Source organism: Caballeronia sp. SL2Y3 (assembly GCF_022879575.1).
Lineage (GTDB): Bacteria > Pseudomonadota > Gammaproteobacteria > Burkholderiales > Burkholderiaceae > Caballeronia.
On sequence record NZ_CP084260.1, the window covers coordinates 1,515,857 to 1,536,989 of the forward strand.

Below are 21,133 nucleotides of genomic sequence, written 5' to 3' on the forward strand. Positions count from 1 at the left end.
GAGATTGTAGACGAAGCGTCAAGAACTCATCGGCCGAACGCGGCCAGATACTCGGCCCAGTGCGGCGACGTCTCCTGCGCGAGCGCGTTCTTCACGAAGTTGACTTCGTCGCTGTATTCATCGGCCGAGAAGCCGCCGCGCATCAACTGGAAGCGGCAATACATCAGATACGTATTGACGACGTCCGTCTCGCAATAGTTGCGGATCTCGTCGAGCTGGCCGTCGCAGAAGGCATCCCAGACCTTGCCGCCGTCCATGCCGAGCTTGCCGGGAAAGCCGCAGAGCTTCGCGAGCGCGTCGAGCGGCGCGTTGGCGCGCGCCTGATACATCGCGAGGACGTCCATGAGGTCGATATGCCGCATGTGATAGCGACTGATGTAGTTATTGAATTTGAACTCGCGGTCGTCTTGCCCCAGGTCCCAATACCGCGGCGCGGCGATGCCGTGCACGAGCGCGCGGTAATGCAGCACCGGCAGATCGAAGCCGCCGCCGTTCCATGAAACGAGTTGCGGCGTGTATTTCTCGATCACGCGATAAAACGACTGAATCAGCGCCGCCTCGCCGTCGCCGGGCGCGCCGAGCGAGCGCACGCGAAAGCCGTTGTTGTCGCGAAACACGCAGGATATGGCCGCGACGCGTTGCAGATGGTGCGGCAGAAAATCGTTGCCGACGCGCTCGCGGCGCATCTGGAACGCATAGTCGGCGACTTCGCGATCCGAAAGATCGGCGGGCAAATCTTCGAGACGGCGAATGCCGTCGACATCGGGGATCGTCTCGATGTCGAATACGAGAATCGGTGTCATTGAATCCTGGGAATGCGGCAGAACACATGCAACGACGCCCTCGCAGGCGCCAGGAAAGCGTTAAAGCACGGCGTCCTTGCGAACGCCGTTGGACGCGAAGAAACGCTTGAGCCTCACGAGCGCCTCCTGCTGAATCTGGCGCACGCGCTCGCGCGTGAGGCCCATTTCGTCGGCCAGCTCTTCCAGCGTGGCTGGCTCGATGTGATTGAGTCCGAAACGTCGCTCGATCACATGCCGATGCTTGTCCGACAGCCGCGAGAGCCACAGCCGCGTCAGCGTTTCCAGTTCGCGGTGCTGCACTTCGGCATCCGGCGACTGGCTTTGGTCGTCGGAAAGCAGGTCGAGCAGACTGCTGCCCGGATCGAGGTCGAGCGGCGCGTCGAGCGAAGCGGTGTGTTCGTTCAACGCGAGAATGTCGGTGACTTCCTCGGGCGTCTTGCCGGTGAGATACGCGATGTCGTCGATGCTGGCGTCGCGGCGTTCGGGCGCCACGGGATCGGTCGCGTTGGCAGAGTTCTTCTCCAGATGGCGCTTTGCGCGCAGCACCTGATTCAGCTCGCGGATCACGTGAACCGGCAGCCGCACCGTGCGCGCCTGATTCATGATGGCTCGCTCGATGCTTTGACGTATCCACCATGTCGCGTAGGTCGAGAAGCGGAAACCGCGCGTCGGATCGAATTTCTCGATGGCGTGCATGAGGCCGAGGTTGCCCTCTTCGATCAGATCGAGCAGCGGCACGCCGCGATTCAGATAACCCTTCGCGATACTGACGACCAGCCGCAGATTGCGCTCGATCATGACCTGCCGCGCTTCGAACTCGCCCGCCTTCGCGAGACGCGAATACCGCTGCTCCTCCTCGACGGTGAGCAGCGGCTTCACGCTGATGCGATTCAGGTAATGCTGAATAGTGTCGGCCGTGAGTTCGGCCTGAAGCAACGAGCGGAAGTCGTCCGCGTCGGGCGGGGAATCGTTTGCGCCGTCGGCGGTTTCAGCGCCTTCTTCCGCGCGCTTGCCGCGGCCCGCGCCGTCTTCGTCGGAATCGACATCGACGTCGATGTTCTCGGCGTCCTCGTCGCGGGTAGAAGCGCCCTCTTCCACCGACACTTGCAAAGGTCGGCTGATCGTCTCAGTCTCGGCTTGCGGCAGGCGGCGCTTCGTTTTCGGCATGATGGCTCCGCTTTTATCGCGGCGGCAAATACTTCAGTGGGTCAACAGGTTTACCCTGCCGGCGAACTTCGAAATGCAACATCACACGGTCCGAATCGCTGTTCCCCATCTCAGCGATTTTCTGCCCTTTAGTCACCGCGTCTCCCTCTTTTACCATCAAAGCGCGGTTATGTGCATACGCCGTGAGAAAAGTCGCATCGTGCTTGATGATAATGAGATTGCCGTAGCCGCGCAGCCCATTTCCGGAGTAGACCACCCGCCCATCCGCCGAAGCGTTGACCGGATCTCCCGCCGCACCGCCGATATTCAGCCCCTTGTTTCTCGCGTCGTCGAACGTGCCGAGAATCGGGCCGCGCGCCGGCCAGATGAACGCCGGCTGCGCTGCCGCCGTTGCGCTGTTGTCGACGCCCGCCGCCACGCCCGGCACCGCGCCTGCCGCTGCGCCCGGCGCGGTTCCCATGCCGGAACTCGGCCCGTAGTACGGCGGCTGGGTCGTACCCGTTGTCGTGCCCGTGGTCGCGCCCGGCTGCTGCGCGCCGCCGTTGAGCGGCTGCGCTTGGACCGCGCCACCCGCGATCGGCGCGGTCGACACACCCGGCGTCGCGGCGGCGACATTCGCTCCCGGCGGCGCGACGCGCACCAGTTGACCGACCTCGATCTGATTCGGGTTGGTCAGATTGTTCCAGGCAGCGATGTCGTGATAATTCTGACCGTTTTCCAGTGCGATCCGATATAGGGTGTCGCCCGGTTTCACGCGGTAGAAGCCCGGCGGCGGCGGACCGTTGGACGCGGCGGCCTGCGCGGCGTCCGTGCCGATGGGCGCGCCGGTTCTATCCACCACCGGCGCCATGTCCATGCGCGTCGAACACGCCGCCAGCACGGTTAGCGCAACGACGCACACGCTGCGCTGCGCCGCCGTCAGGCGAACGTTCGCACTCCCTACTCGCCAAGCACGCAAGATACTCATCGGTGTCAAATCACTCCGGATTTCAAAGGTACAAAGAAAACGCGATCCAGCTGCGACTCGCGCCACTGCGTCGCCGAAACGCGCGTGACGAGCGTGACGAGCGTCAGCACCTGCGACTGCGCGGCCTGCGATCCGACCGGCGCGACCAGCCTGCCGCCGACCGCCAGTTGATCCAGCAAGGCCTGCGGCACGTCGAGCCCCGCGCACGCGATGACGATCGCATCGAACGGCGCGGCCGCGGGCAGGCCGAGACGGCCGTCGCCGTAGTGGAGCCGGATATTCGGCACGCGCAGCGGCCGAAGATTGAGCTTCGCGCGCTCGGACAGCGGCCGCACTCGCTCGATCGAATAAACCTCGGTTGCGACCTGCGACAGCACCGCCGCCTGATAACCGCAGCCGGTCCCGATCTCCAGCACCTTGTCGAGCGTGCGGCCGGCCGCGACCAGTTCGATCATGCGCGCGACCACGGAAGGCTTCGAGATGGTCTGATGGTGGCCGATTGGCAGCGCCGCGTCTTCGTATGCCTGCGCGGCGAGCCCCGGATCGACGAACATGTGGCGCGGCACGACCGACATGGCGTTCAACACGCGCGGATCGGTGATGCCGTTCCCGCGCAGCCGCTCGACCATGCGCTCGCGCACGCGTTCGGAGGTGAGCGTCTGCGTGCTCGTCAGCGCGACGTTGGGCGCGCCCTTCTTCGTTGCGGCGTTGGTGTTCGCAGTCGGATTGCGCTCGGCGGGACGCTGCGTGGTGCGCAACGCGCTCGTTCTTGGATGGGGCGCCTGCGCCGGACTGCGCGTCGCGGCGGAAACCGGTTTCTCGCTCCCAAGCTTCGACGGAAACGCCGACGCCGCTTTCTGCGCGCCGCCCGCCGATCGCAACGCGCCGGGCGTGGCCGCGGGCTTCACGCGCGACGCATCCGCGCGGCCGCCGGGCTTGCGTGGCTCGCGTACCAGGTCCGCGAGCGCCAGCGGAAAGCGCTTGGCGCGCTCGTCCGTCATGAGCGGCGGCTCCCGGCGGCGGCCCATTCGCGGGTCTCGGCCATGAGCTTTGTGTGCGTCAGGTCGAGTTGCAGCGGCGTGATGGAGACGTAGCCGTTCGCGACGGCGTGAAAATCGGTGCCTTCGCTGGCATCGAGCGCATCGCCCGACGGCCCGATCCAGTAGATCGGATTGCCGCGCGGATCCGTCTGCCGGATGACCGGCTGCGAAGGATGCCGCTTGCCGAGGCGCGTCACGCGCCATTCGCCGAGCTGATCGTACGGCAGGCTTGGAATATTGACGTTCAGCAACGGATGACCCGGCATCGGATGCTCGAGAAAATGCGCGACGATTTCCGCCGCGACGCGCGCTGCATCTTCCAGATGAAGCCAGTCGCGGCCGACGAGCGAAAACGCGATGGCCGGAATGCCGAACATGAAGCCTTCGGTGGCGGCGGCGACCGTGCCCGAATACAGCGTGTCCTCGCCGACGTTCTGGCCGTTGTTGATACCCGACACCACGAGGTCCGGCTGCTCGTCCAGCATGCCGGTAAGCGCGATATGCACGGAATCGGTCGGCGTGCCGTTCACGAAGTTGAAACCGTTCGGCGCGCGATGGATGCTCAACGGCCGCGACAACGTGAGCGAGTTCGACGAGCCGCTGCAGTTCTGCTCGGGCGCCATCACGGTCACGTCGCCGAGCGGTTGCAAGGCGTCGTGCAGCACGTTGATGCCGCGCGCCAGATAGCCGTCGTCGTTGCTGAGTAGGATTCGCATCTGACGATTGTAACCGAGGAAAGATGACGCGCGAACGCGCGCGCGGGCTCGTCCGGAGCGCCGCGCTGCCCTACACTGACCGCCTCGACGACGAGGAGACGACATGCGCGCGGTTCGCTGCAATCAGTACGGTTTACCCGACACGCTCACCATCGAGACGCTGCCGGACCTGCACCCCGAAGCCGGGGAAATCATCATCGACGTGAAGGCGGCGAGTGTCAATTTTCCGGACGTGCTCATCGTTCAGAACAAGTATCAATTCAAGCCGCCGCTGCCCTTTACGCCGGGCGCGGAGTTGGCGGGCGTGGTGCGCGAAGTCGGCGCGGGCGTGACGCGCTTCACGCCCGGCATGCGCGTGGCCGCCTACACGGCGCACGGCGCGTTCGCCGAACAGGTGCGCGCGAGCGAGACGGCGTGCATTGCGCTGCCCGATCATGTCGATTTTGCAGAGGCCGCCGCGTTCACGCTCGCCTACGGCACGTCGTATCACGCGCTCGTCGATCGCGGCGAGCTGAAGGCCGGCGAGACGCTGCTCGTGCTCGGCGCGGCGGGCGGCGTCGGATTGGCGGCGCTGCAGATCGGCAAGATCGTCGGCGCGCGGGTGATCGCGGCGGCATCGAGCGCGGAGAAGCTCGCGTTCTGCCGCGAGCACGGTGCGGACGATGTCATCGACTACACGCAGGAAGACTTGCGCGAGCGCATCAAGGCGCTGACCGGCGGCAACGGTCCGGATGTCATATTTGATCCTGTCGGCGGCGCGTATGCGGAACCGGCGTTTCGCAGCATCGCGTGGCGCGGGCGATATCTCGTCGTCGGCTTTGCGAACGGCGAGATTCCCAAGCTGCCGCTGAACCTCGCGCTCCTGAAAGGCGCGAGCATCGTCGGCGTGTTCTGGGGCGATCACATGCGCCGCGAGCACGCGCTCGCGGACCGCGAATTCGCGACGATGGTCGAATGGATCGAAGCAGGCAAGCTGCGCCCCGTCGTCACGAAACGCTATACGCTCGAAGAGACGCCGCAAGCACTCGACGACATGATGAATCGCCGCGTGACGGGCAAGGTCGTGATCGAGCCGTAGATCGCTGCTATCTCACAGCTTCTCGGTATTGCCGGTTTTCGGCTGCCATTTCATCAGCCGCCGCTCGACGAGCGCCACCAGTCCGTCGAGCACCAGCGCGAACGCGGTCAGCACGAGAATGCCGGCGAACACGGTGTTGATATCGAACGTGCCTTCCGCTTGAAGAATCAGATAGCCGACGCCGCGCGCCGAACCGAGATACTCGCCCACCACCGAGCCGACGAACGCGAGGCCGACCGACGTATGGAGGCTCGAAAACACCCAGCTCGTCGCGCTCGGCAGATACACATGACGCAGCAGTTGCTTGCGGTTCGCGCCGAGCATGCGCGCGTTCGCGAGCACGACCGGGCTCACTTCCTTCACGCCCTGATAGACGTTGAAGAAGACGATGAAGAAAACGAGCGTCACGCCGAGCGCCACCTTCGACCAGATGCCGAGCCCGAACCACACCGCGAAGATCGGCGCGAGGATCACGCGCGGCATGGAGTTCGCGGCCTTGATGTAGGGGTCGAGCAGCGCGCTCGTCGTCGGCGCGAGCGCCAGCCAGAGGCCGACCGCGAGCCCCGACACCGTGCCGATGACGAAGGCGAGCACCGTCTCGATCAGCGTCACCCAAAGGTGGATATAAATCTCGCCGCCGCTGAACCATTCCCAGATGCGCACGAGCACCTTTTGCGGCTCGCCGAAGAAGAACGCGGCCTTGTTGGCGTCGTCGAAATAAAAAGGCGGCAAGAGCGTCGGGCTCGTAAGCACGTACCACACGACGAAGCACGCGACGAGCAACAGCCATTGCCACAGCGCGAGATTGGCCCGATTGGGGCGCAGCTTGTTCCACATGTTCGTATTCTTATCCGGCGACGGCGGGCTTCAATTGCTGCTGATAACCCTTGAGCACTTCCTCGCGCAGCACGCCCCAGATCTGCGCGTGCAATTCGACGAAGCGAGGATGCGAGCGAATCTCGGCGACATCGCGCGGACGCGGAAGGTCGATCGCGAATTCACCGATGGGATGCGTGCCCGGCCCCGCCGACAGCACGACGACGCGGTCGGACATGGAGATGGCTTCGTCCAGATCGTGCGTGATGAAGAGCACGGCTTTGCGCTTCGCGGCCCAGAGTTCGAGCAGCTCGTTCTCCATCAACTGCCGCGTCTGGATGTCGAGCGCGGAGAACGGCTCGTCCATCAGGATGATGTCGGGATCGAGAATCAGGGTCTGCGCCATCGCGACGCGCTTGCGCATGCCGCCCGACAGTTGATGCGGATAGCGATCGCCGAAGCCGGACAGCCCCACGCGTTTCAGCCACGCCTCGCCGCGCGAGCGCGCTTCGTCCTTGGGCACGCCGTCGAACGCGAGGCCCGCGGTCACGTTGTCGAGCGCGGAGCGCCAGGGCATCAGCGCGTCGGCCTGAAACATGTAGCCGGCGCGGCGATTGATGCCTTTCAGCGGTTCGCCGAACACGCTGACGGTACCCGACGACGGCTGCAGCAAGCCCGCCGAGATGTTGAGCAGCGTGGACTTGCCGCATCCGGTCGGGCCTACGACGGACACGAACTCGCCCGGCGCAATGGCCAAAGTGGTATTGCGAACGGCGGTATAGCGGTCCTTACGATTCTCGCGCGACGCGAACGTGCAGGTCACGTCGTGCAACGCCAGCGCGGCTTCCAAGGGCGTCGCCACGATCACGCCTTGACCGAGGCGAGCGCCTTCTTCACGAAGTCGTTCGTCCAGGTCTTCGACAAGTCGATCGGCTTGCCCTTCACGGTTTCGTCGAACGCCTGGAGCGTTTTCAGCGACGTGGCCGGGCCGTCCTCCGGCATCAGGCCATCGGGCGACATGGCTTCCTTCACGTGCTGCCACGAATCGAGATACAGCGCGCGGTCGCCGAGCAGATAGCCTTCCGGCACCGTCGCGATCAGTTCCTTGCCCGATGCCGTTTGCAGCCACTTCAGCGCGCGCACCATCGCGTTGGTGAGCGCCTGCGTCGTGTTCGGATTCTTGCTGATGAAGCTCTGCGACGCGTAGAGACACCCGGCGGGCATGTTGCCGCCGAACACGGTGCGCGTATCCGCGAGCGTGCGCGTGTCCGAGACGATGCGAATCTCGCCCGCGCGGTCGAGCTTGGTCATCACGGGATCGAGGTTCGCCATGGCGTCGATCTGGCCGGATTCCAGCGCCGCGATCGCGCCCGCTCCCGCGCCGACGCCGATGAACGACACGTCCGTCGCCTTGAGACCGGCCTTCGCGAGCACGAAGCTCGCCATGATCGACGTCGAGGAACCCGGCGCCGTCACGCCGATCTTCTTGCCCTTCAGGTCCGCGACGGACTTGTAGTTGGGCATCGCCTTCTTCGATACGGCGAGCACGATCTGCGGCGCGCGACCTTGCAGCACGAATTCGCGGAAATACTGATTCTTGGCTTGCAGCAGCAGCGTGTGCTCGAACGCGCCGGACACGACGTCCGCGCTGCCGCCGACCGCCGCCTGCAACGCCTTTGCGCCGCCAGCGAAATCGGCGATCTCGATATCGAGTCCTTCGTCCTTGAAGTAGTTGCGGCGCTCCGCGATGGTGAGCGGCAGATAGTAGAAAAGGTTCTTGCCGCCGACGGCGATCGACACCTTCGTCTGTTCCGGCTTGCCTTGCGCGAACGCGAGCGGCATGCCCGACACTGCGCTACCCGCGAGCACGGCGCCGCTCGCGATGAACGTCCTGCGTTTCATCGTTGTTGTCTCCTGTCGACCGGATGTCGCATGAAGCGCTCCGGTTGCTTGTCGTTCTGGTCTGCGCTGCCGGCCGGGCGACGCGATTCGCTCAGATCACCTTGGCCGCCCGCAGTCGCGCGATATCGTCGGGATGATACCCGAGCGTTGTAAGGACTTCATCGGTGTGTTCACCGAGTTGCGGCCCGAGCCAGCGCGTCTCGCCGGGCGTGTCGGACAGCTTCGGCGTGACGTTCGGCAGCGTGATCTCGCGGCCGTCCTGCCAGGGGAAGCGTTGCAGCATTTGCCGCGCGATGTACTGCGGGTCCGTGAACATGTCGGCGACGCTGTAGATGCGCCCGGCCGGCACGTCGGCGGCGTTCAGCACGGCGAGCGCCTCGTCGATGCTGCGCGTCGAGAGCCACGCGGCGATGGCGTCGTCGATTTCCTGCGTGCGCGGCACGCGGCCGTCGTTCGAGGCGAGCGCCGGATCGTTCGCGAGATCGGCGCGGTCGATGGCGGTCATCAGCCGCTTGAAGATGGGATCGCTATTGCCGCCGATGACGATGCTGCCATCGCGGCACGGATACGTGTTCGACGGCACGATGCCCGGCAGCGACGCGCCCGTGCGCTCGCGCACGAGACCGTACACGCCGTATTCGGGCACGACACTCTCCATCATGTTGAAGACGGCTTCGTAGAGCGCGACGTCGACCACTTGCCCTTTGCCGCCGTTCACCTGCCGATGATGCAGCGCCATCAGCGCGCCGATCACGCCGTGCAGCGCGGCAATCGAATCGCCGATGGAAATGCCGATGCGCGGCGGCGGCAAGTCCGGATAGCCGGTGATGTGCCGCAGGCCGCCCATCGATTCGGCAATCGCGCCGAAGCCCGGACGGTCCCGATACGGTCCGGTCTGGCCGTAGCCGGAAAGCCGCACCATCACGAGGCCGGGGTTCTCGGCAGAGAGCGTCTCATAGCCGAGACCGAGCTTTTCGAGCAAGCCCGGCCGGAAGTTCTCGATGACGATGTCCGCTTCCTTCGCGAGCCGCCGGACGATTTCCTTGCCCTCTTCGGCCTTCAGGTTCACGGTCACGGACTTCTTGTTGCGCGCCTGCACCGCCCACCAGAGCGACGTGCCGCCGACTTCCGGATACAGCTTGCGCCACTTGCGCAGCGGATCGCCGCCGTTCGGGTCTTCTATCTTGATGACGTCCGCCCCGAACTCGCCCATGAAGCGCGCGGCGAACGGCCCCGCGATGAGCGTGCCCAATTCGAGCACCTTGACGCCGGCGAGCGGCCCCGCGGTTGCGCTCATGTTTTCGTCTCCTTTGTTTTTGTACGGGCTTTCAGAGCGGCAGATCCAGCGGCTTGAAGCGCGGCGTGCCGTCGGCGAGCGTCTCGTTGAACATCGCGGCGGGCCGCACCCACAAGCCGCGCTCGTGCGGCCACAGGTGTTCGTAGACGATCATCGCTTCTTCCGTTTCGGAGTGCCGGGCCACGCCGATCACGCGATACAGCCCGCCCTTGTAATGCCGATGCGTGGCGAGCGCGAGTGCTTCGGTTTCTGTCATGGAGTCTTCCTTATACGGAGCGCCGGTCGAGCATCGCGCGTGCGATGGTGCCCGCATCGACATATTCGAGCTCGCCGCCCACCGGCACGCCGCGCGCGAGCCGCGTCACCTTCAGCCCTTTCGCCTTGAGCGTCTGTGCGAGGTAATGCGCGGTGGCTTCGCCTTCGTTGGTGAAGTTCGTCGCGAGCACGACCTCTTGCACGACGCCGTCCAGCGCGCGGTTGATCAGGCGCTCGAAGTGAATCTCCTTCGGCCCGATGCCGTCGAGCGGACTCAGCCTCCCCATCAGCACGAAGTACAGCCCGCGATACGTGAGCGTCTGTTCGAGCATGATCTGGTCGGCGGGCGTCTCGACGACGCACAGCAGAGCCGGGTCGCGCTCCGGATCGAGACAGACTTCGCAGACCGGCGCCTCGGTGAAGGTGTTGCACTTCTCGCAGTGACGCAGGTGCTCGGTCGCGAACAGCAGCGAATTGCCGAGCTTCTCGGCACCAGCGCGGTCGTGCTGCATCAGGTGATACGCCATGCGCTGCGCGGATTTCGGGCCGACGCCCGGCAGCGCGCGCAGCGCCTCGACGAGCGCCGAGAGGGCGGAAGGTTGTTTCATGTGTCCTTCGTTGGCGTCGAAACGCGCCGAATGCGCTCCGGCGCGCGCGATCAGAACGGCAGCTTGAAGCCCGGCGGCATCGGCATGCCGGCGGTCATGCCGCTCATTTTTTCTTGCGTGGTGGCTTCGGCCTTGCGCACGGCGTCGTTGAACGCGGCGGCGACGAGGTCTTCGAGCATATCCTTGTCGTCCGCGAGCAGGCTCGGGTCGATCTGCACGCGCTTCACGTCGTTCTTGCAGGTCATCGTCACTTTCACGAGACCGGCGCCCGACTGGCCCTCGACCTCGATCAGCGCGAGCTGGTCCTGCATCTTCTTCATGTTTTCCTGCATCTGCTGAGCTTGCTTCATCAGCCCGGCGAGTTGGTTCTTCATCATGGTGCGGCTCCTTCCTGAAAAGCGGATATGCGGATGGCGGCGAGCGCGCCGCGACGTGCGGCGGCGCGCTTCGGGATTCAAGCCGCACATGCGGCGAGTGTGCGGCGTGTCTTGCTGCTTACTGTACCGTGCCCGTCAGGCGGATGCGCCCGGTGTATGTCCGCCCGATGCGGCAAGCGGCCTGATCGAGCCTTGCACGATGCTCGCGCCGAAATCGCGGATGAGCGACTGCACGAACGGATCGCGCTGGATCTCCTGCTCGGCCTCCTGCTGCTTCTTCGCACGTTCGGCTGCGTCGAGCGCGGCGGCCGTGCGGCGCGCGGGACCGACGCTCACATTGACTTCGACGGCGCGGCCGAGTTTTTCGGCAAGCGCGCTCTTGAGCTTCGCGACGTGGCCGGCGTCCTTGTACATCGGCACGGCGACAGTGAGCGTGACCGAATTCGCGTCGCAGGCGGTCAATTCGCTGTTGAACGCGAGCTGATACGCGACGCCTTTGAGCGGCAGATCGACGACGAGCGCCGCCCATTCGATGTCGACGCCGAGCGCATCGAGCGCAACGGCGGGCGGCAACGGCGCGGTGTCGACCTTTGGCGCGGGCTTCGGCGCGGGTTCGCTGCCGAAGCGCATGTCGTCGGGGCCGTTGTCGAACGCGGGGATATAACCGTCGTCGGGCGGCATGAAATACGCATCTTCCGACGATGCCGGGGCGTAGTCGTCCGGCGGCATGTCCTCCCACGGCGGGATGACTTTCGCGGCGGGCTTGGCTTGCGGCTCGGGCGCGGCTGCGGGTGCCGACGCCGCTGTCGACGCGGATGCCGCTTGCGCCGCCGGGCGGCGCGGCTCCGGAACCTGAACTTTCACGGCAGGCTTGGCGACGTTGGCGACAGGCTTGGGCGCAGCGGCCGGCGCGTTCGCCTGCCCCGCTGCCGCTCCGCGCCCCGGGCGATCCGACGACAGCCGCATGCCTGCACTGCGCAGCACTTCGAGCGCGGCGCTGGCTCCGCTTCCGGCGCGGGAGGGTGCGGGAGACTCCACGGAAGCAGCGGCGTCCACCGTCTGTCGCGCGGCGGCGGAAAGCGGCGCGGGGGCGGCTGGCGGCTCGTTGGCTGCGTTGTCTTCCGGCCGCGTCGCGGAGACGAGCGATGCGGCTGGCGGCGCGTTGTCCGCCTCGGCAGCTTCGTCTTTCGGCCGAGTCGCGGAAACGAGCGACGCGGCTGACGGTGCGTTGCTGGCATCCGCTGTCTCGTCCTGGCGCGGCGTCGCGCGGACGAGCGATGCGGCTGGCGCTGCGTTGTCCGCCTCGGCAGCTTCGTCTTTAGTCCGAGTCGCGGAAACGAGCGACGCGGCTGACGGTGCGTTGTCTCTCTCGCCGGCTTCGTCTTCCGAGCGAGTAGCCGACACAAGCGATGCGGCTGGCGGTGCGCTACCAACATCGGCGGCTTTGTCTTCCGGACCAATCGTGGAACCGCGCGACGCATCCGAGCGTTCGCCATTCATCGCGGATGCTTCGTCGCCGGAACTCGATGCAGGCGACGCGTGCGCCGGAGAAACGACGCTTCGATCACGGACCTGCGCTTGCGGCTCGCCCGTCGCCGCAGATGCCCCGCTCGCCGCCTTCGCGGCGACCGGCGCGGGCGCCACCGCGCGCTCGGCCATTGCACCGGCGAGCGCCGCGCTGCGCTGCGGCTTCGTCGCTTGCGGCGCGTTCACCGCGAGGCCGCCGCCACCGCCCGGCCCGCCCGCGGGCTCGAACGCCAGCATGCGCAGCAGCGTCATCGTGAAGCCCGCGTATTCGTCCGGCGCGAGGCCGAGTTCGCTTCGGCCGACGGTTGCGATCTGATAGAACAACTGCACCTGCTCCGCGGACAGCGCGTCCGCGAAGCGGCGGATATCTTCGGCTTCGGGCCACTCGTCCAACACCGACGACGGCGCGAACTGCGCCCACGCGATTCGATGCAGCAGGCTCGCCAGATCCTGCAGCGCGGTCGAAAAGGACAGGCTGCGCAGCGCCATTTCGTCCGCGATGGCGAGCACGCCCGCGCCGTCGCCGGCGGCGAGCGCGTCGATCAGACGGATCACATAGCTTTGATCGAGCGCGCCGAGCATGCCGCGCACGGCTTCCTCGGTCACCTGATTCGCCGAATACGCGATAGCCTGATCGGTCAGCGAAAGCGCGTCGCGCATGCTGCCGTCCGCCGCGCGCGACAGAAGCCGCAGCGCCTGCGGCTCGAACGCGATGTGCTCTTCGCCTAGGATGTGCTCGAGATGCGAGACGATATGCCCCGCCGGCATCTGCTTCAGGTTGAACTGCAGGCAGCGCGAGAGCACCGTCACCGGAATCTTCTGCGGATCGGTCGTGGCCAGAATGAATTTGACGTGCGCCGGCGGCTCTTCCAGCGTCTTCAGCATGGCGTTGAAGGCGTGGTTCGTGAGCATGTGCACTTCGTCGATCATATAGACCTTGAAACGCGCATCGACCGGTGCATACACCGCGCGCTCCAGAAGCGCGGCCATTTCATCGACGCCGCGATTGCTCGCCGCGTCCATTTCCACATAGTCGACGAAGCGGCCTTCGTCGATTTCCCTGCACGCGCGGCACACGCCGCACGGCTTCGAGCTCACGCCGGTCTCGCAATTGAGCGCCTTCGCGAAGATGCGCGAAAGCGTCGTCTTGCCGACGCCGCGCGTGCCCGTGAACAGATAGGCGTGATGCAGACGGCCGCCGTCGAGCGCGTGCGTGAGCGCGCGAACGACATGCTCCTGGCCGACGAGCGACTCGAACGATTTCGGCCGCCATTTGCGTGCGAGAACTTGATAGGTCATGCGCGAAATTGTATCAGCAACGACTTGCGGCAAACGCGCGAGAGCGGGACGCGGCAAGCGTCCAGGGAGGCTGTCGCCGCACTGGAGAAACAGGGAAATGCTGGAGGAGAGAAGCGAGAAAAAGCGGAAGGTGACGAGCCCGACCCTCGGCACTGGTGGAAAGCGGCTGTGGCTGCTTCGTTCCCGACCTGACCAGGTTGACCGCGCCACCATGCGAGGAGGCCCGTCACGACGAATTGTATCACGCTCGGCGCGCCGCCCGGAAGGCTGGTCGCGAAGCTCGCTACGAAGGCAACGCGCGACCGTGCTCTTGTGCTTCGTGCTTTCGCCCTCAGATCGTCGCTATCGGGCACGGGCAACGGATAGCAAAGTAGGCTAAGATGGCATGTGACTCACCTGTGACCGTGCGTGCTCAGGCTCGAATCGGCGGGCGCGGTGGCGGGACATTCGTTCGCTCATGAACTGTAGTTTCAGCGGTGCAGCTTCAGCGGCAAATGAGCGGCGAAATCCTTTTCCAGTTTTCGTGTATCGTGGCGAGCATTCCAACGCGGGCCTCGAATCAATAGAGGTATTCAGACAATGAGCGAATCAATCAAGCACATCAGCGACGCTTCTTTCGAACAGGACGTCGTCAAGTCGGATAAACCTGTCCTGCTCGACTTCTGGGCCGAGTGGTGCGGTCCGTGCAAGATGATTGCCCCCATCCTCGACGAAGTCGCGAAGGATTACGGCGATCGCCTGCAGATCGCGAAGATCAATGTGGACGAACACCAGTCGACGCCGGTCAAGTTCGGCGTGCGCGGCATTCCCACGCTGATCCTGTTCAAGAACGGCGCGGTCGCCGCGCAAAAGGTCGGCGCCTTGTCGAAGTCGCAACTGACCGCGTTCCTCGACAGCAACCTGTAACTGCACCACAGGCGGGCGTCGGCTTTCATCGGCGCCCGCTCTGCGCGATTGCGCGCCATTCCGCGCGATTTCGCGCGATTCGAATGAAAAGCGCGTGAGCCGATGTTGTCGCACGACAACATCGGCCGAAAAGCCCCGTCCCCGGCCTATTAGAGGCCTGCGCGGCGTGTGCTATGCTAGAATCACAAGACTTCAAGAAGTATTAACTAGCAGTATTAAGTCTAGAGCGGTTCCGCTCACCTCTTCCCCAAATCTTTCTGTCGCACCTCTTCTCCCTGGCGGGAAATCCGTATGCATTTATCCGAGCTCAAGTCTCAGCACGTGTCTGCACTGATCGAGATGGCCAATGGCCTGGAGATCGAAAACGCGAACCGCCTGCGCAAGCAGGAATTGATGTTCGCGATTCTTAAAAAGCGCGCCAAGGCTGGCGACACGATTTTCGGCGACGGCACGCTCGAAGTGCTGCCCGACGGCTTCGGGTTTCTGCGCTCGCCCGAGACTTCGTATCTCGCGAGTACGGACGATATCTATATCAGCCCGTCGCAGATTCGCCGTTTCAATCTGCATACCGGCGACACGATCGAAGGCGAAGTGCGCACGCCGAAAGACGGCGAACGTTATTTCGCGCTGGTGAAGGTCGACAAAGTCAACGGGCAGCCGCCCGAGGCCTCGAAACACAAGATCATGTTCGAGAACCTCACGCCGCTCCATCCGAATAAGCCGTTGCCGCTCGAACGCGAAATGCGCGGCGAGGAAAACGTCACGGGCCGGATCATCGACATGATCGCGCCGATCGGCAAGGGCCAGCGCGGGCTGCTCGTCGCATCGCCGAAGTCGGGCAAGACCGTGATGCTTCAGCACATCGCGCATGCGGTGAAGGCGAATCATCCGGACGTCGTGCTGTTCGTGCTCCTGATCGACGAGCGTCCCGAGGAAGTCACCGAAATGCAGCGCTCGGTCGCGGGCGAAGTGATCGCCTCGACCTTCGACGAACCCGCCGCGCGTCACGTGCAGGTGGCCGAAATGGTCATCGAAAAGGCGAAGCGCCTCGTCGAGATGAAGCATGACGTCGTGATTCTGCTCGACTCGATCACGCGTCTCGCGCGCGCCTACAACACGGTCGTGCCGGCATCGGGCAAGGTGCTGACGGGCGGTGTCGATGCGAACGCGCTGCAGCGCCCGAAGCGTTTCTTCGGCGCGGCGCGCAATATCGAAGAAGGCGGGTCGCTCACCATCATCGGCACGGCGCTGATCGAAACCGGCAGCCGCATGGACGACGTGATCTACGAAGAGTTCAAGGGCACCGGCAACATGGAAGTGCACTTGGAGCGCCGTCTCGCGGAAAAGCGCGTGTATCCGTCCATCAACTTGAACAAGTCGGGTACGCGCCGCGAAGAACTGCTGATCAAGCCGGATCTGCTGCAAAAGGTCTGGGTGCTGCGCAAGTTCATTCACGACATGGACGAAGTCGAAGCGATGGAATTCCTGCTCGACAAGATCCGCCAGACGAAGAGCAACTCCGAGTTCTTCGACCTGATGCGTCGCGGCGGGGGTTGATTCTCCGTACCGCTTCGCGCTTTAAGGGAACCGCCTGCATCGTCAGGCGGTTTTTTTATCCGCGCGTGCTCCGCGGCCGCGATGCCGGCCGCGCGCATCCGTACAATTCGGTCTGTTCCCCGGGTCATCCCGCGCAACCACTCGACCGACCGATGCCCAACCTCTTCACCCGCTGGTTCGGCGCGCAACGCCGCGAACGCGCGCTGCGCAAGTACGCCATCGACGACGCCCTCTGGCAGCGCACGCTCGACGCCTTCCCGTTTTTCGGCCACCTCAGCGCGCCGGACCGCGACCGCCTGCGCGAGCTGACGAGCCTGTTCATCGCGCAGAAGTCGTTCTCCACCGCGCACGAACTGGAACTGACCGACGAGATGATCGTCGCGATCGCCGCGCAGGCGTGCCTGCCGGTGCTCAACCTGAGCCTCGATCTGTACGACGGCTGGGTCGGCGTGATCGTCTATCCGGGCGAGTTCGTGATCAAGAAGACCGTGGAGGACGAAGCCGGCGTGGTTCACGAGATCGAGCACGACGCGAGCGGCGAGGCATGGGAAGGCGGCCCGGTCGTGCTCTCGTGGGAGGACGCGCAAATGGCGGACGGCTCCGACGCCTACAACGTCGTGATCCACGAGTTCGCGCACAAGATCGACATGCTGAACGGCGAGGCTGACGGACATCCGCCGCTCTTTCGACGCTGGCACGCGCCGCTCGACCACGCCGCATGGTCCGACGTGTTCGACAACGCGTACGACCAGTTCTGCGCGCGCGTGGACGCGGTGCCGAAGCGCCGTTGGGCGCGCTTCGAGCGCGAATCGCTGATCGATCCGTATGCGGCGGACCATCCGTCGGAATTCTTCGCGGTATGCAGCGAGGCGCTCTTCGTCACGCCGCAGGCTTTCGAGGCCGAGTATCCCGAGTTGTATCGGCTGCTCGCGCGTTATTACCGTCAAGACCCGGCGAACGTGGGCGCGCTGGCGGGTTGAGTTCTGCACACTGAGTCGTGCAAACGTCTCGGAAAAAGTATCAACCGACTGATTTTCTGGCATAATCTTCGTTTTTCGACCCCCAGGCAAGTGACTCGCTAAAGCCACCGTGAACGGTGCAGCGGGTTGGCTACCGCCAGATACCAGGAAAGATCATGAAAGAAGGCATTCACCCGGATTACCGCGAAGTCCTGTTCGTCGACATGTCGAACGACTTCAAGTTCGTGACCCGCTCGACCATCCAGACGCGCGAAACCGCCGAGTACAACGGCAAGACGTACCCGCTCGCGAAGATCGAAGTGTCGTCGGAATCGCACCCGTTCTACACCGGCCAGCAGAAGATCATGGACACGGCCGGCCGCGTCGAGAAGTTCAACAACAAGTTCGCGCGCTTCTCCACCAAGAAGTAAGTCGGGCTTCAGGGTCCAGCAAAAAGGGCAGCTTTGGCTGCCCTTTTTTGTCACTGCGTCTTCTGTCGCTGCGTCTGTCGCCGCACCTTCGGCGAGCGTTGTTGCGTGCGGTTACATGCCGACGCGCCAAGACGCTAGAGAAGCCGCTGCCCGACTACAATGCCGGATGCTCCGGCCCCGCCGCGCTTTTTTGCGCACGCCTCCTGGCGGTCCGTCTCTCCATCAAGCCTTCTCGCATGCGATCTGTCGTTCGTCTGACCGCCTCCGCCACCAGCGCCCTGCCGCGCTGGCTCCTGCTCGCCATCTGCATCACGTATGCGTCGTTCGGCCTCTTCGGCCGCGATCCCTGGAAGAACGAAGACGCAGCGGGCTTCGGCGTGATGTGGACGATGGCCAACGGCGACGCCCGCGACTGGCTCCTGCCGAACCTGCTCGGCAAGGCGCCGACCGCCGACGGACCGCTGATGTACTGGCTCGGCGCGACGTCGATCCGCCTCCTGAGCCCGTGGGTCGATGCGAGCAACGCGTCGCGCGTCGTGACGGGTCTGCTCTTCTGTCTCGCGTGCGCGTTCGTCTGGTATTCGACGTATCTGCTCGGCCGCCGCGAAGAAGCGCAGCCGTTCAAGTACGCGTTCGGCGGCGAGCCGGAACCGCGCGACTACGGCCGCACCCTCGCCGATGGCGCGCTCCTGATTCTGCTCGCGTGCTTCGGCCTCGCCGAGCGCGGCCACGAAACCACGCCGCAGCTCGCGCAGTTCGCCGGCACGGCCATGCTCATCTACGGCCTCGTGCGCAGCCTCGACAAGCCGGTACACGGCGCGCTCGTGTGGGGCGCGGCGATCGGCGTCGTCGGGCTGTCGAGTTCGCCGGTGCTCGTCTTCGCGCTGCTGCTCTGCACGCTGGCCATGACGATCATCGTGCGTCAGGTGCGCGCCGCGCCCCTGTTGATCTACGGCCTGCCGGTCGCCGTCGTGCTGATCGCCGCATGGGTGCTGCCGACGCTGCACTTCTTTCCCGACGACGGCGAATGGTGGCTGCGCCAATGGTGGCGCACGAGCTTCTATACGTTCGCCGGGCCGCCGTCGATCGTCTTCGGCTACGCGATGAAGAACCTGCCGCTCTTCGCGTGGCCCGCGTGGCCGCTCGCGGTGTGGGCGTTCGTGAGCTGGGGCGGCATGCGCCGCTCGCCGCACGTAGCGGTGCCGTTGTCGATCATCGGGCCGCTGCTGGTGCTCGTCGTGTTGCAGGCACAAGAGACCAACCGCCTCTTCCTGCTGCTCTTGCCGCCGCTGTCCGTGCTCGCGACCTTCGCGCTGCCGACGCTCAAGCGCGGCGCGATCAACGCGATCGACTGGTTCGCGATGCTCAGCTTCACAATCATCGGCTCGCTGGTGTGGCTCGTGTGGACGGCGGGCATGATCGGCTTTCCGGCGCCGATGGCGCGCAACCTCGCGCGTCTCGTGCCGGGCTTCCATCCCGAGTTCAAGCTCATTTCCTTCGTGTGCGCGGTGGCGGTGACGGTCTGCTGGTTCCTGCTCGCGCGCTGGCGGCTTGCGCGGCATCCGAAGGTGCTGTGGCGCAGCGTCGTCTTGTCGAGCGCGGGCACCACGCTGATGTGGGTGCTGCTCATGACCCTTTGGCTGCCGGTCGTCAACTACAGCCGCACGTATCGCGACGTCGCGGAGCAGATCGCGGATCATCTTCCGCCCGACTACACGTGCATTTCGCCGGTGCGTCTTGGCGATGCGCAGATCGCGACCTTCGCCTATTTCGGCGGCATGCATTTCGCGTTCGACGAAGATTGCGATGTGATCCTCCGACAGGATCGCGCCGATTACGGCGATCCGCCGTCCATCTCGACGTTCCAGTGGAAGCTCGTGTGGGAAGGCCGCCGCGCCGCCGACCGCGACGAACGCTTCCGCCTCTACGTGCGCATCGAGCGCCCCGCGCCGCCGGCGAAGAAGCCGTTGCGCCCGCGCACGCTGCGCCGGACACAATAAGACGATGCTCCCGAAGCTCTCGATCCCCAACGGCCACGCCGGCATGTGGCGCGACGTGCGCACCATCGCGGCGCTCGCGTGGCCGGTGCTGATCGGCCAGCTCGCGGTGATCGCGTTCGGCGTGATCGATACCGCGATGGTCGGCCGCTTCTCCGCCACCGATCTCGCCGCGCTCGGCCTCGGCTCGTCGGTCTATATCTCCATCTACATCGGCCTGACGGGCATTCTCGTGGCGCTTCAACCGATTGCCGGACAGCTTTTCGGCGCGGGACGCGAGAGGGAGATCGGCGAGGAGACGCGTCAGGCGCTGTGGCTCGCGGTGGCGCTGACGGTGATCGGCTTCGTGCTGCTCTTCTTCCCCGAGCCGCTTCTGAGTCTTGCCAAGGCGCCGCCCGCGCTGCACGAACGCACGGTGCAGTATCTGCGCATCTTGTCGTTCGGTTTGCCCGCGAGCCTCGCGTTTCGCGTCTACAGCTCGCTGACCAACGCGGTCGGCAAGCCGCGGCTCGTGATGTTTCTGCAAGTCGGCGGCCTGATTCTCAAGTTTCCGCTCAATACGTGGTTCATCTTCGGCGGCGCGGGCGTGCCGGCGCTCGGCGGCCCCGGCTGCGCGCTCGCGAGCACGCTCATCAACTGGGTGCTGGCGGCGGTCGGCATGACGGTGCTCGTGAAGTTCGAGTTCTTCCGCCCGTTCGGCATCTTCTCGCGCTTTTCGTGGCCCGCGTTCAGGCGGCAAGTCGCGCTCTTGCGGCTCGGCATTCCGATGGGGCTGTCTTATCTGATCGAAGTGACGTCGTACACGTTCATGGCGCTCTTCATCTCGCGTTTCGGCACGACCACGCTCGCGGGCCATCAGATCGCCGGCAACCTCGGCGCGGTGCTCTACATGACGCCGCTTGCCATCGGCATCGCGTCGTCCACGCTGGTTTCGCAGGCGCTCGGCGCGCGGCGCTTCGACGACGCCGCGTCGATTTCGCGGCACGGCATCGGCATGGCGTGCGTGCTGGCCTTCGTCTACGGCGTGATCCTGCTCGCCGCGCGGCCGCACATCATCGCGGCCTATACGCCGGATGCGAACGTTATCGCGGCCGCGATGCCGCTCGTGCTCATCATCGTCGTCTATCACCTCTGCGACGCGTTGCAGATCACCACCGCGTTCATTCTCCGCGCGTACAAGGTCACGCTCGTGCCGACGATCATCTACGCGATCGCGCTGTGGGGCATCGGGCTCGGCGGCGGTTATCTGCTCGGCTTCGATGTCGGCGGCGCGGTGCCCGCGTGGCTGCAAGGCGCGCGCGGATTCTGGATCGCCAATTCGCTGAGCCTCGGCGTGGCGGGCGTCGGACTCTTCGCCTACTGGCGGCGCGTGAGCGTGCGGCATCTCGATACGGCGGATGCGGACTGAACGAGCGCGTCCCATCAAAAACG

At 65.0% G+C, this 21,133-nt stretch carries 20 protein-coding genes and 1 other RNA gene; 7 read left to right on the plus strand and 14 right to left on the minus strand.

What is annotated here, in order from left to right:
• Nucleotides 1-26: 26 nt before the first annotated feature.
• From LDZ26_RS07150 to surE, 5 genes are read right to left on the minus strand one after another with little or no spacing between them, the layout of a single operon-like run.
• Nucleotides 27-803 (minus strand): 3'-5' exonuclease, encoded by a 777-nt coding sequence (locus LDZ26_RS07150; RefSeq protein WP_175940446.1) that lies wholly within the window; start codon nucleotides 801-803, stop codon nucleotides 27-29.
• Nucleotides 804-863: 60 nt separating this feature from the next.
• On the minus strand, nucleotides 864-1,970 hold the full coding sequence (rpoS, locus tag LDZ26_RS07155) for an RNA polymerase sigma factor RpoS (RefSeq protein WP_244846487.1): 1,107 nt from the start codon (nucleotides 1,968-1,970) through the stop codon (nucleotides 864-866).
• A 13-nt stretch (nucleotides 1,971-1,983) separates the two neighbouring features.
• A complete protein-coding gene (locus tag LDZ26_RS07160) occupies nucleotides 1,984-2,937 on the minus strand; it encodes a peptidoglycan DD-metalloendopeptidase family protein (protein ID WP_244849076.1) in 954 nt (317 codons plus the stop codon).
• Nucleotides 2,938-2,942: 5 nt separating this feature from the next.
• The gene (locus LDZ26_RS07165; RefSeq protein ID WP_244846488.1) at nucleotides 2,943-3,938 is read right to left on the minus strand and encodes a protein-L-isoaspartate(D-aspartate) O-methyltransferase; all 996 of its coding nucleotides are present in this window, start codon (nucleotides 3,936-3,938) and stop codon (nucleotides 2,943-2,945) included.
• Complete coding sequence (gene surE, locus LDZ26_RS07170) at nucleotides 3,935-4,693, minus strand: 5'/3'-nucleotidase SurE (protein WP_175940449.1); 759 nt, start codon at nucleotides 4,691-4,693, stop codon at nucleotides 3,935-3,937. Before surE ends, LDZ26_RS07165 begins: the two co-directional genes overlap by 4 nt.
• Nucleotides 4,694-4,796: 103 nt before the next feature.
• On the opposite strand from surE, the gene LDZ26_RS07175 reads away from it, so the two are divergent.
• A complete protein-coding gene (locus LDZ26_RS07175; RefSeq protein WP_244846490.1) occupies nucleotides 4,797-5,771 on the plus strand; it encodes an NADPH:quinone oxidoreductase family protein in 975 nt (324 codons plus the stop codon).
• A gap of 12 nt (nucleotides 5,772-5,783) precedes the next feature.
• On the opposite strand, the gene LDZ26_RS07180 is transcribed toward LDZ26_RS07175, so the two are convergent.
• The 9 genes from LDZ26_RS07180 to ffs all read right to left on the minus strand — a co-directional run bounded on the left by LDZ26_RS07180 (nucleotide 5,784) and on the right by ffs (nucleotide 14,080).
• Nucleotides 5,784-6,608, minus strand: a complete 825-nt coding sequence (locus LDZ26_RS07180) for an ABC transporter permease (RefSeq protein ID WP_244846491.1) — start codon at nucleotides 6,606-6,608, stop codon at nucleotides 5,784-5,786.
• A 10-nt stretch (nucleotides 6,609-6,618) separates the two neighbouring features.
• On the minus strand, nucleotides 6,619-7,449 hold the full coding sequence (locus LDZ26_RS07185) for an ABC transporter ATP-binding protein (protein ID WP_244846494.1): 831 nt from the start codon (nucleotides 7,447-7,449) through the stop codon (nucleotides 6,619-6,621).
• A gap of 2 nt (nucleotides 7,450-7,451) precedes the next feature.
• Nucleotides 7,452-8,489, minus strand: a complete 1,038-nt coding sequence (locus LDZ26_RS07190) for an ABC transporter substrate-binding protein (RefSeq protein ID WP_244846496.1) — start codon at nucleotides 8,487-8,489, stop codon at nucleotides 7,452-7,454.
• A 91-nt stretch (nucleotides 8,490-8,580) separates the two neighbouring features.
• Nucleotides 8,581-9,786, minus strand: coding sequence for a CaiB/BaiF CoA-transferase family protein (locus LDZ26_RS07195; RefSeq protein ID WP_244846498.1), 1,206 nt, complete (start codon nucleotides 9,784-9,786; stop codon nucleotides 8,581-8,583).
• Between the two features lie 31 nt (nucleotides 9,787-9,817).
• A complete protein-coding gene (locus LDZ26_RS07200; protein WP_244846502.1) occupies nucleotides 9,818-10,042 on the minus strand; it encodes a DUF1653 domain-containing protein in 225 nt (74 codons plus the stop codon).
• A 10-nt stretch (nucleotides 10,043-10,052) separates the two neighbouring features.
• On the minus strand, nucleotides 10,053-10,649 hold the full coding sequence (gene recR / locus LDZ26_RS07205) for a recombination mediator RecR (protein ID WP_244846505.1): 597 nt from the start codon (nucleotides 10,647-10,649) through the stop codon (nucleotides 10,053-10,055).
• Between the two features lie 50 nt (nucleotides 10,650-10,699).
• Entirely contained in the window at nucleotides 10,700-11,026 is a 327-nt protein-coding gene (locus LDZ26_RS07210) for a YbaB/EbfC family nucleoid-associated protein (RefSeq protein WP_159836360.1), read from the minus strand.
• Between the two features lie 135 nt (nucleotides 11,027-11,161).
• Nucleotides 11,162-13,852 (minus strand): DNA polymerase III subunit gamma/tau, encoded by a 2,691-nt coding sequence (locus LDZ26_RS07215; protein WP_244846508.1) that lies wholly within the window; start codon nucleotides 13,850-13,852, stop codon nucleotides 11,162-11,164.
• 129 nt (nucleotides 13,853-13,981) lie between these two features.
• An RNA gene (gene ffs, locus LDZ26_RS07220) (signal recognition particle sRNA small type) lies at nucleotides 13,982-14,080 on the minus strand.
• A 351-nt stretch (nucleotides 14,081-14,431) separates the two neighbouring features.
• Here ffs and trxA point away from each other — a divergent pair.
• The 6 genes from trxA (at nucleotide 14,432) to LDZ26_RS07250 (ending at nucleotide 21,110) form a co-directional block, all read left to right on the plus strand.
• On the plus strand, nucleotides 14,432-14,758 hold the full coding sequence (gene trxA / locus LDZ26_RS07225) for a thioredoxin TrxA (protein ID WP_008349330.1): 327 nt from the start codon (nucleotides 14,432-14,434) through the stop codon (nucleotides 14,756-14,758).
• Nucleotides 14,759-15,049: 291 nt separating this feature from the next.
• A complete protein-coding gene (rho, locus tag LDZ26_RS07230) occupies nucleotides 15,050-16,315 on the plus strand; it encodes a transcription termination factor Rho (protein ID WP_159836362.1) in 1,266 nt (421 codons plus the stop codon).
• A 152-nt stretch (nucleotides 16,316-16,467) separates the two neighbouring features.
• Entirely contained in the window at nucleotides 16,468-17,295 is an 828-nt protein-coding gene (locus LDZ26_RS07235; protein ID WP_244846510.1) for a zinc-dependent peptidase, read from the plus strand.
• Between the two features lie 155 nt (nucleotides 17,296-17,450).
• A complete protein-coding gene (locus LDZ26_RS07240; protein ID WP_175940459.1) occupies nucleotides 17,451-17,705 on the plus strand; it encodes a type B 50S ribosomal protein L31 in 255 nt (84 codons plus the stop codon).
• Between the two features lie 236 nt (nucleotides 17,706-17,941).
• Nucleotides 17,942-19,705 carry a glycosyltransferase family 39 protein gene (locus tag LDZ26_RS07245; RefSeq protein WP_244846511.1) on the plus strand — a complete coding sequence of 588 codons (1,764 nt, stop codon included), beginning with the start codon at nucleotides 17,942-17,944 and terminating at the stop codon, nucleotides 19,703-19,705.
• Between the two features lie 43 nt (nucleotides 19,706-19,748).
• Nucleotides 19,749-21,110 carry an MATE family efflux transporter gene (locus LDZ26_RS07250; RefSeq protein WP_244849079.1) on the plus strand — a complete coding sequence of 454 codons (1,362 nt, stop codon included), beginning with the start codon at nucleotides 19,749-19,751 and terminating at the stop codon, nucleotides 21,108-21,110.
• Nucleotides 21,111-21,133 lie beyond the last annotated feature (23 nt).

Bases quoted from the DNA above. Each gene is read 5' to 3' on its own strand.
- LDZ26_RS07200 (WP_244846502.1), bottom strand. From the start codon at position 10,042: ATGACAGAAACCGAAGCACTCGCGCTCGCCACGCATCGGCATTACAAG.
- LDZ26_RS07150 (WP_175940446.1), bottom strand. From the start codon at position 803: ATGACACCGATTCTCGTATTCGACATCGAGACGATCCCCGATGTCGAC.
- LDZ26_RS07240 (WP_175940459.1), top strand. From the start codon at position 17,451: ATGAAAGAAGGCATTCACCCGGATTACCGCGAAGTCCTGTTCGTCGAC.
- surE (WP_175940449.1), bottom strand. From the start codon at position 4,693: ATGCGAATCCTACTCAGCAACGACGACGGCTATCTGGCGCGCGGCATC.
- rpoS (WP_244846487.1), bottom strand. From the start codon at position 1,970: ATGCCGAAAACGAAGCGCCGCCTGCCGCAAGCCGAGACTGAGACGATC.
- LDZ26_RS07235 (WP_244846510.1), top strand. From the start codon at position 16,468: ATGCCCAACCTCTTCACCCGCTGGTTCGGCGCGCAACGCCGCGAACGC.
- LDZ26_RS07245 (WP_244846511.1), top strand. From the start codon at position 17,942: ATGCGATCTGTCGTTCGTCTGACCGCCTCCGCCACCAGCGCCCTGCCG.
- LDZ26_RS07180 (WP_244846491.1), bottom strand. From the start codon at position 6,608: ATGTGGAACAAGCTGCGCCCCAATCGGGCCAATCTCGCGCTGTGGCAA.
- LDZ26_RS07190 (WP_244846496.1), bottom strand. From the start codon at position 8,489: ATGAAACGCAGGACGTTCATCGCGAGCGGCGCCGTGCTCGCGGGTAGC.
- LDZ26_RS07175 (WP_244846490.1), top strand. From the start codon at position 4,797: ATGCGCGCGGTTCGCTGCAATCAGTACGGTTTACCCGACACGCTCACC.
- rho (WP_159836362.1), top strand. From the start codon at position 15,050: ATGCATTTATCCGAGCTCAAGTCTCAGCACGTGTCTGCACTGATCGAG.
- LDZ26_RS07160 (WP_244849076.1), bottom strand. From the start codon at position 2,937: ATGAGTATCTTGCGTGCTTGGCGAGTAGGGAGTGCGAACGTTCGCCTG.
- trxA (WP_008349330.1), top strand. From the start codon at position 14,432: ATGAGCGAATCAATCAAGCACATCAGCGACGCTTCTTTCGAACAGGAC.
- recR (WP_244846505.1), bottom strand. From the start codon at position 10,649: ATGAAACAACCTTCCGCCCTCTCGGCGCTCGTCGAGGCGCTGCGCGCG.
- LDZ26_RS07165 (WP_244846488.1), bottom strand. From the start codon at position 3,938: ATGACGGACGAGCGCGCCAAGCGCTTTCCGCTGGCGCTCGCGGACCTG.
- LDZ26_RS07215 (WP_244846508.1), bottom strand. From the start codon at position 13,852: ATGACCTATCAAGTTCTCGCACGCAAATGGCGGCCGAAATCGTTCGAG.
- LDZ26_RS07195 (WP_244846498.1), bottom strand. From the start codon at position 9,786: ATGAGCGCAACCGCGGGGCCGCTCGCCGGCGTCAAGGTGCTCGAATTG.
- LDZ26_RS07250 (WP_244849079.1), top strand. From the start codon at position 19,749: ATGTGGCGCGACGTGCGCACCATCGCGGCGCTCGCGTGGCCGGTGCTG.
- LDZ26_RS07210 (WP_159836360.1), bottom strand. From the start codon at position 11,026: ATGATGAAGAACCAACTCGCCGGGCTGATGAAGCAAGCTCAGCAGATG.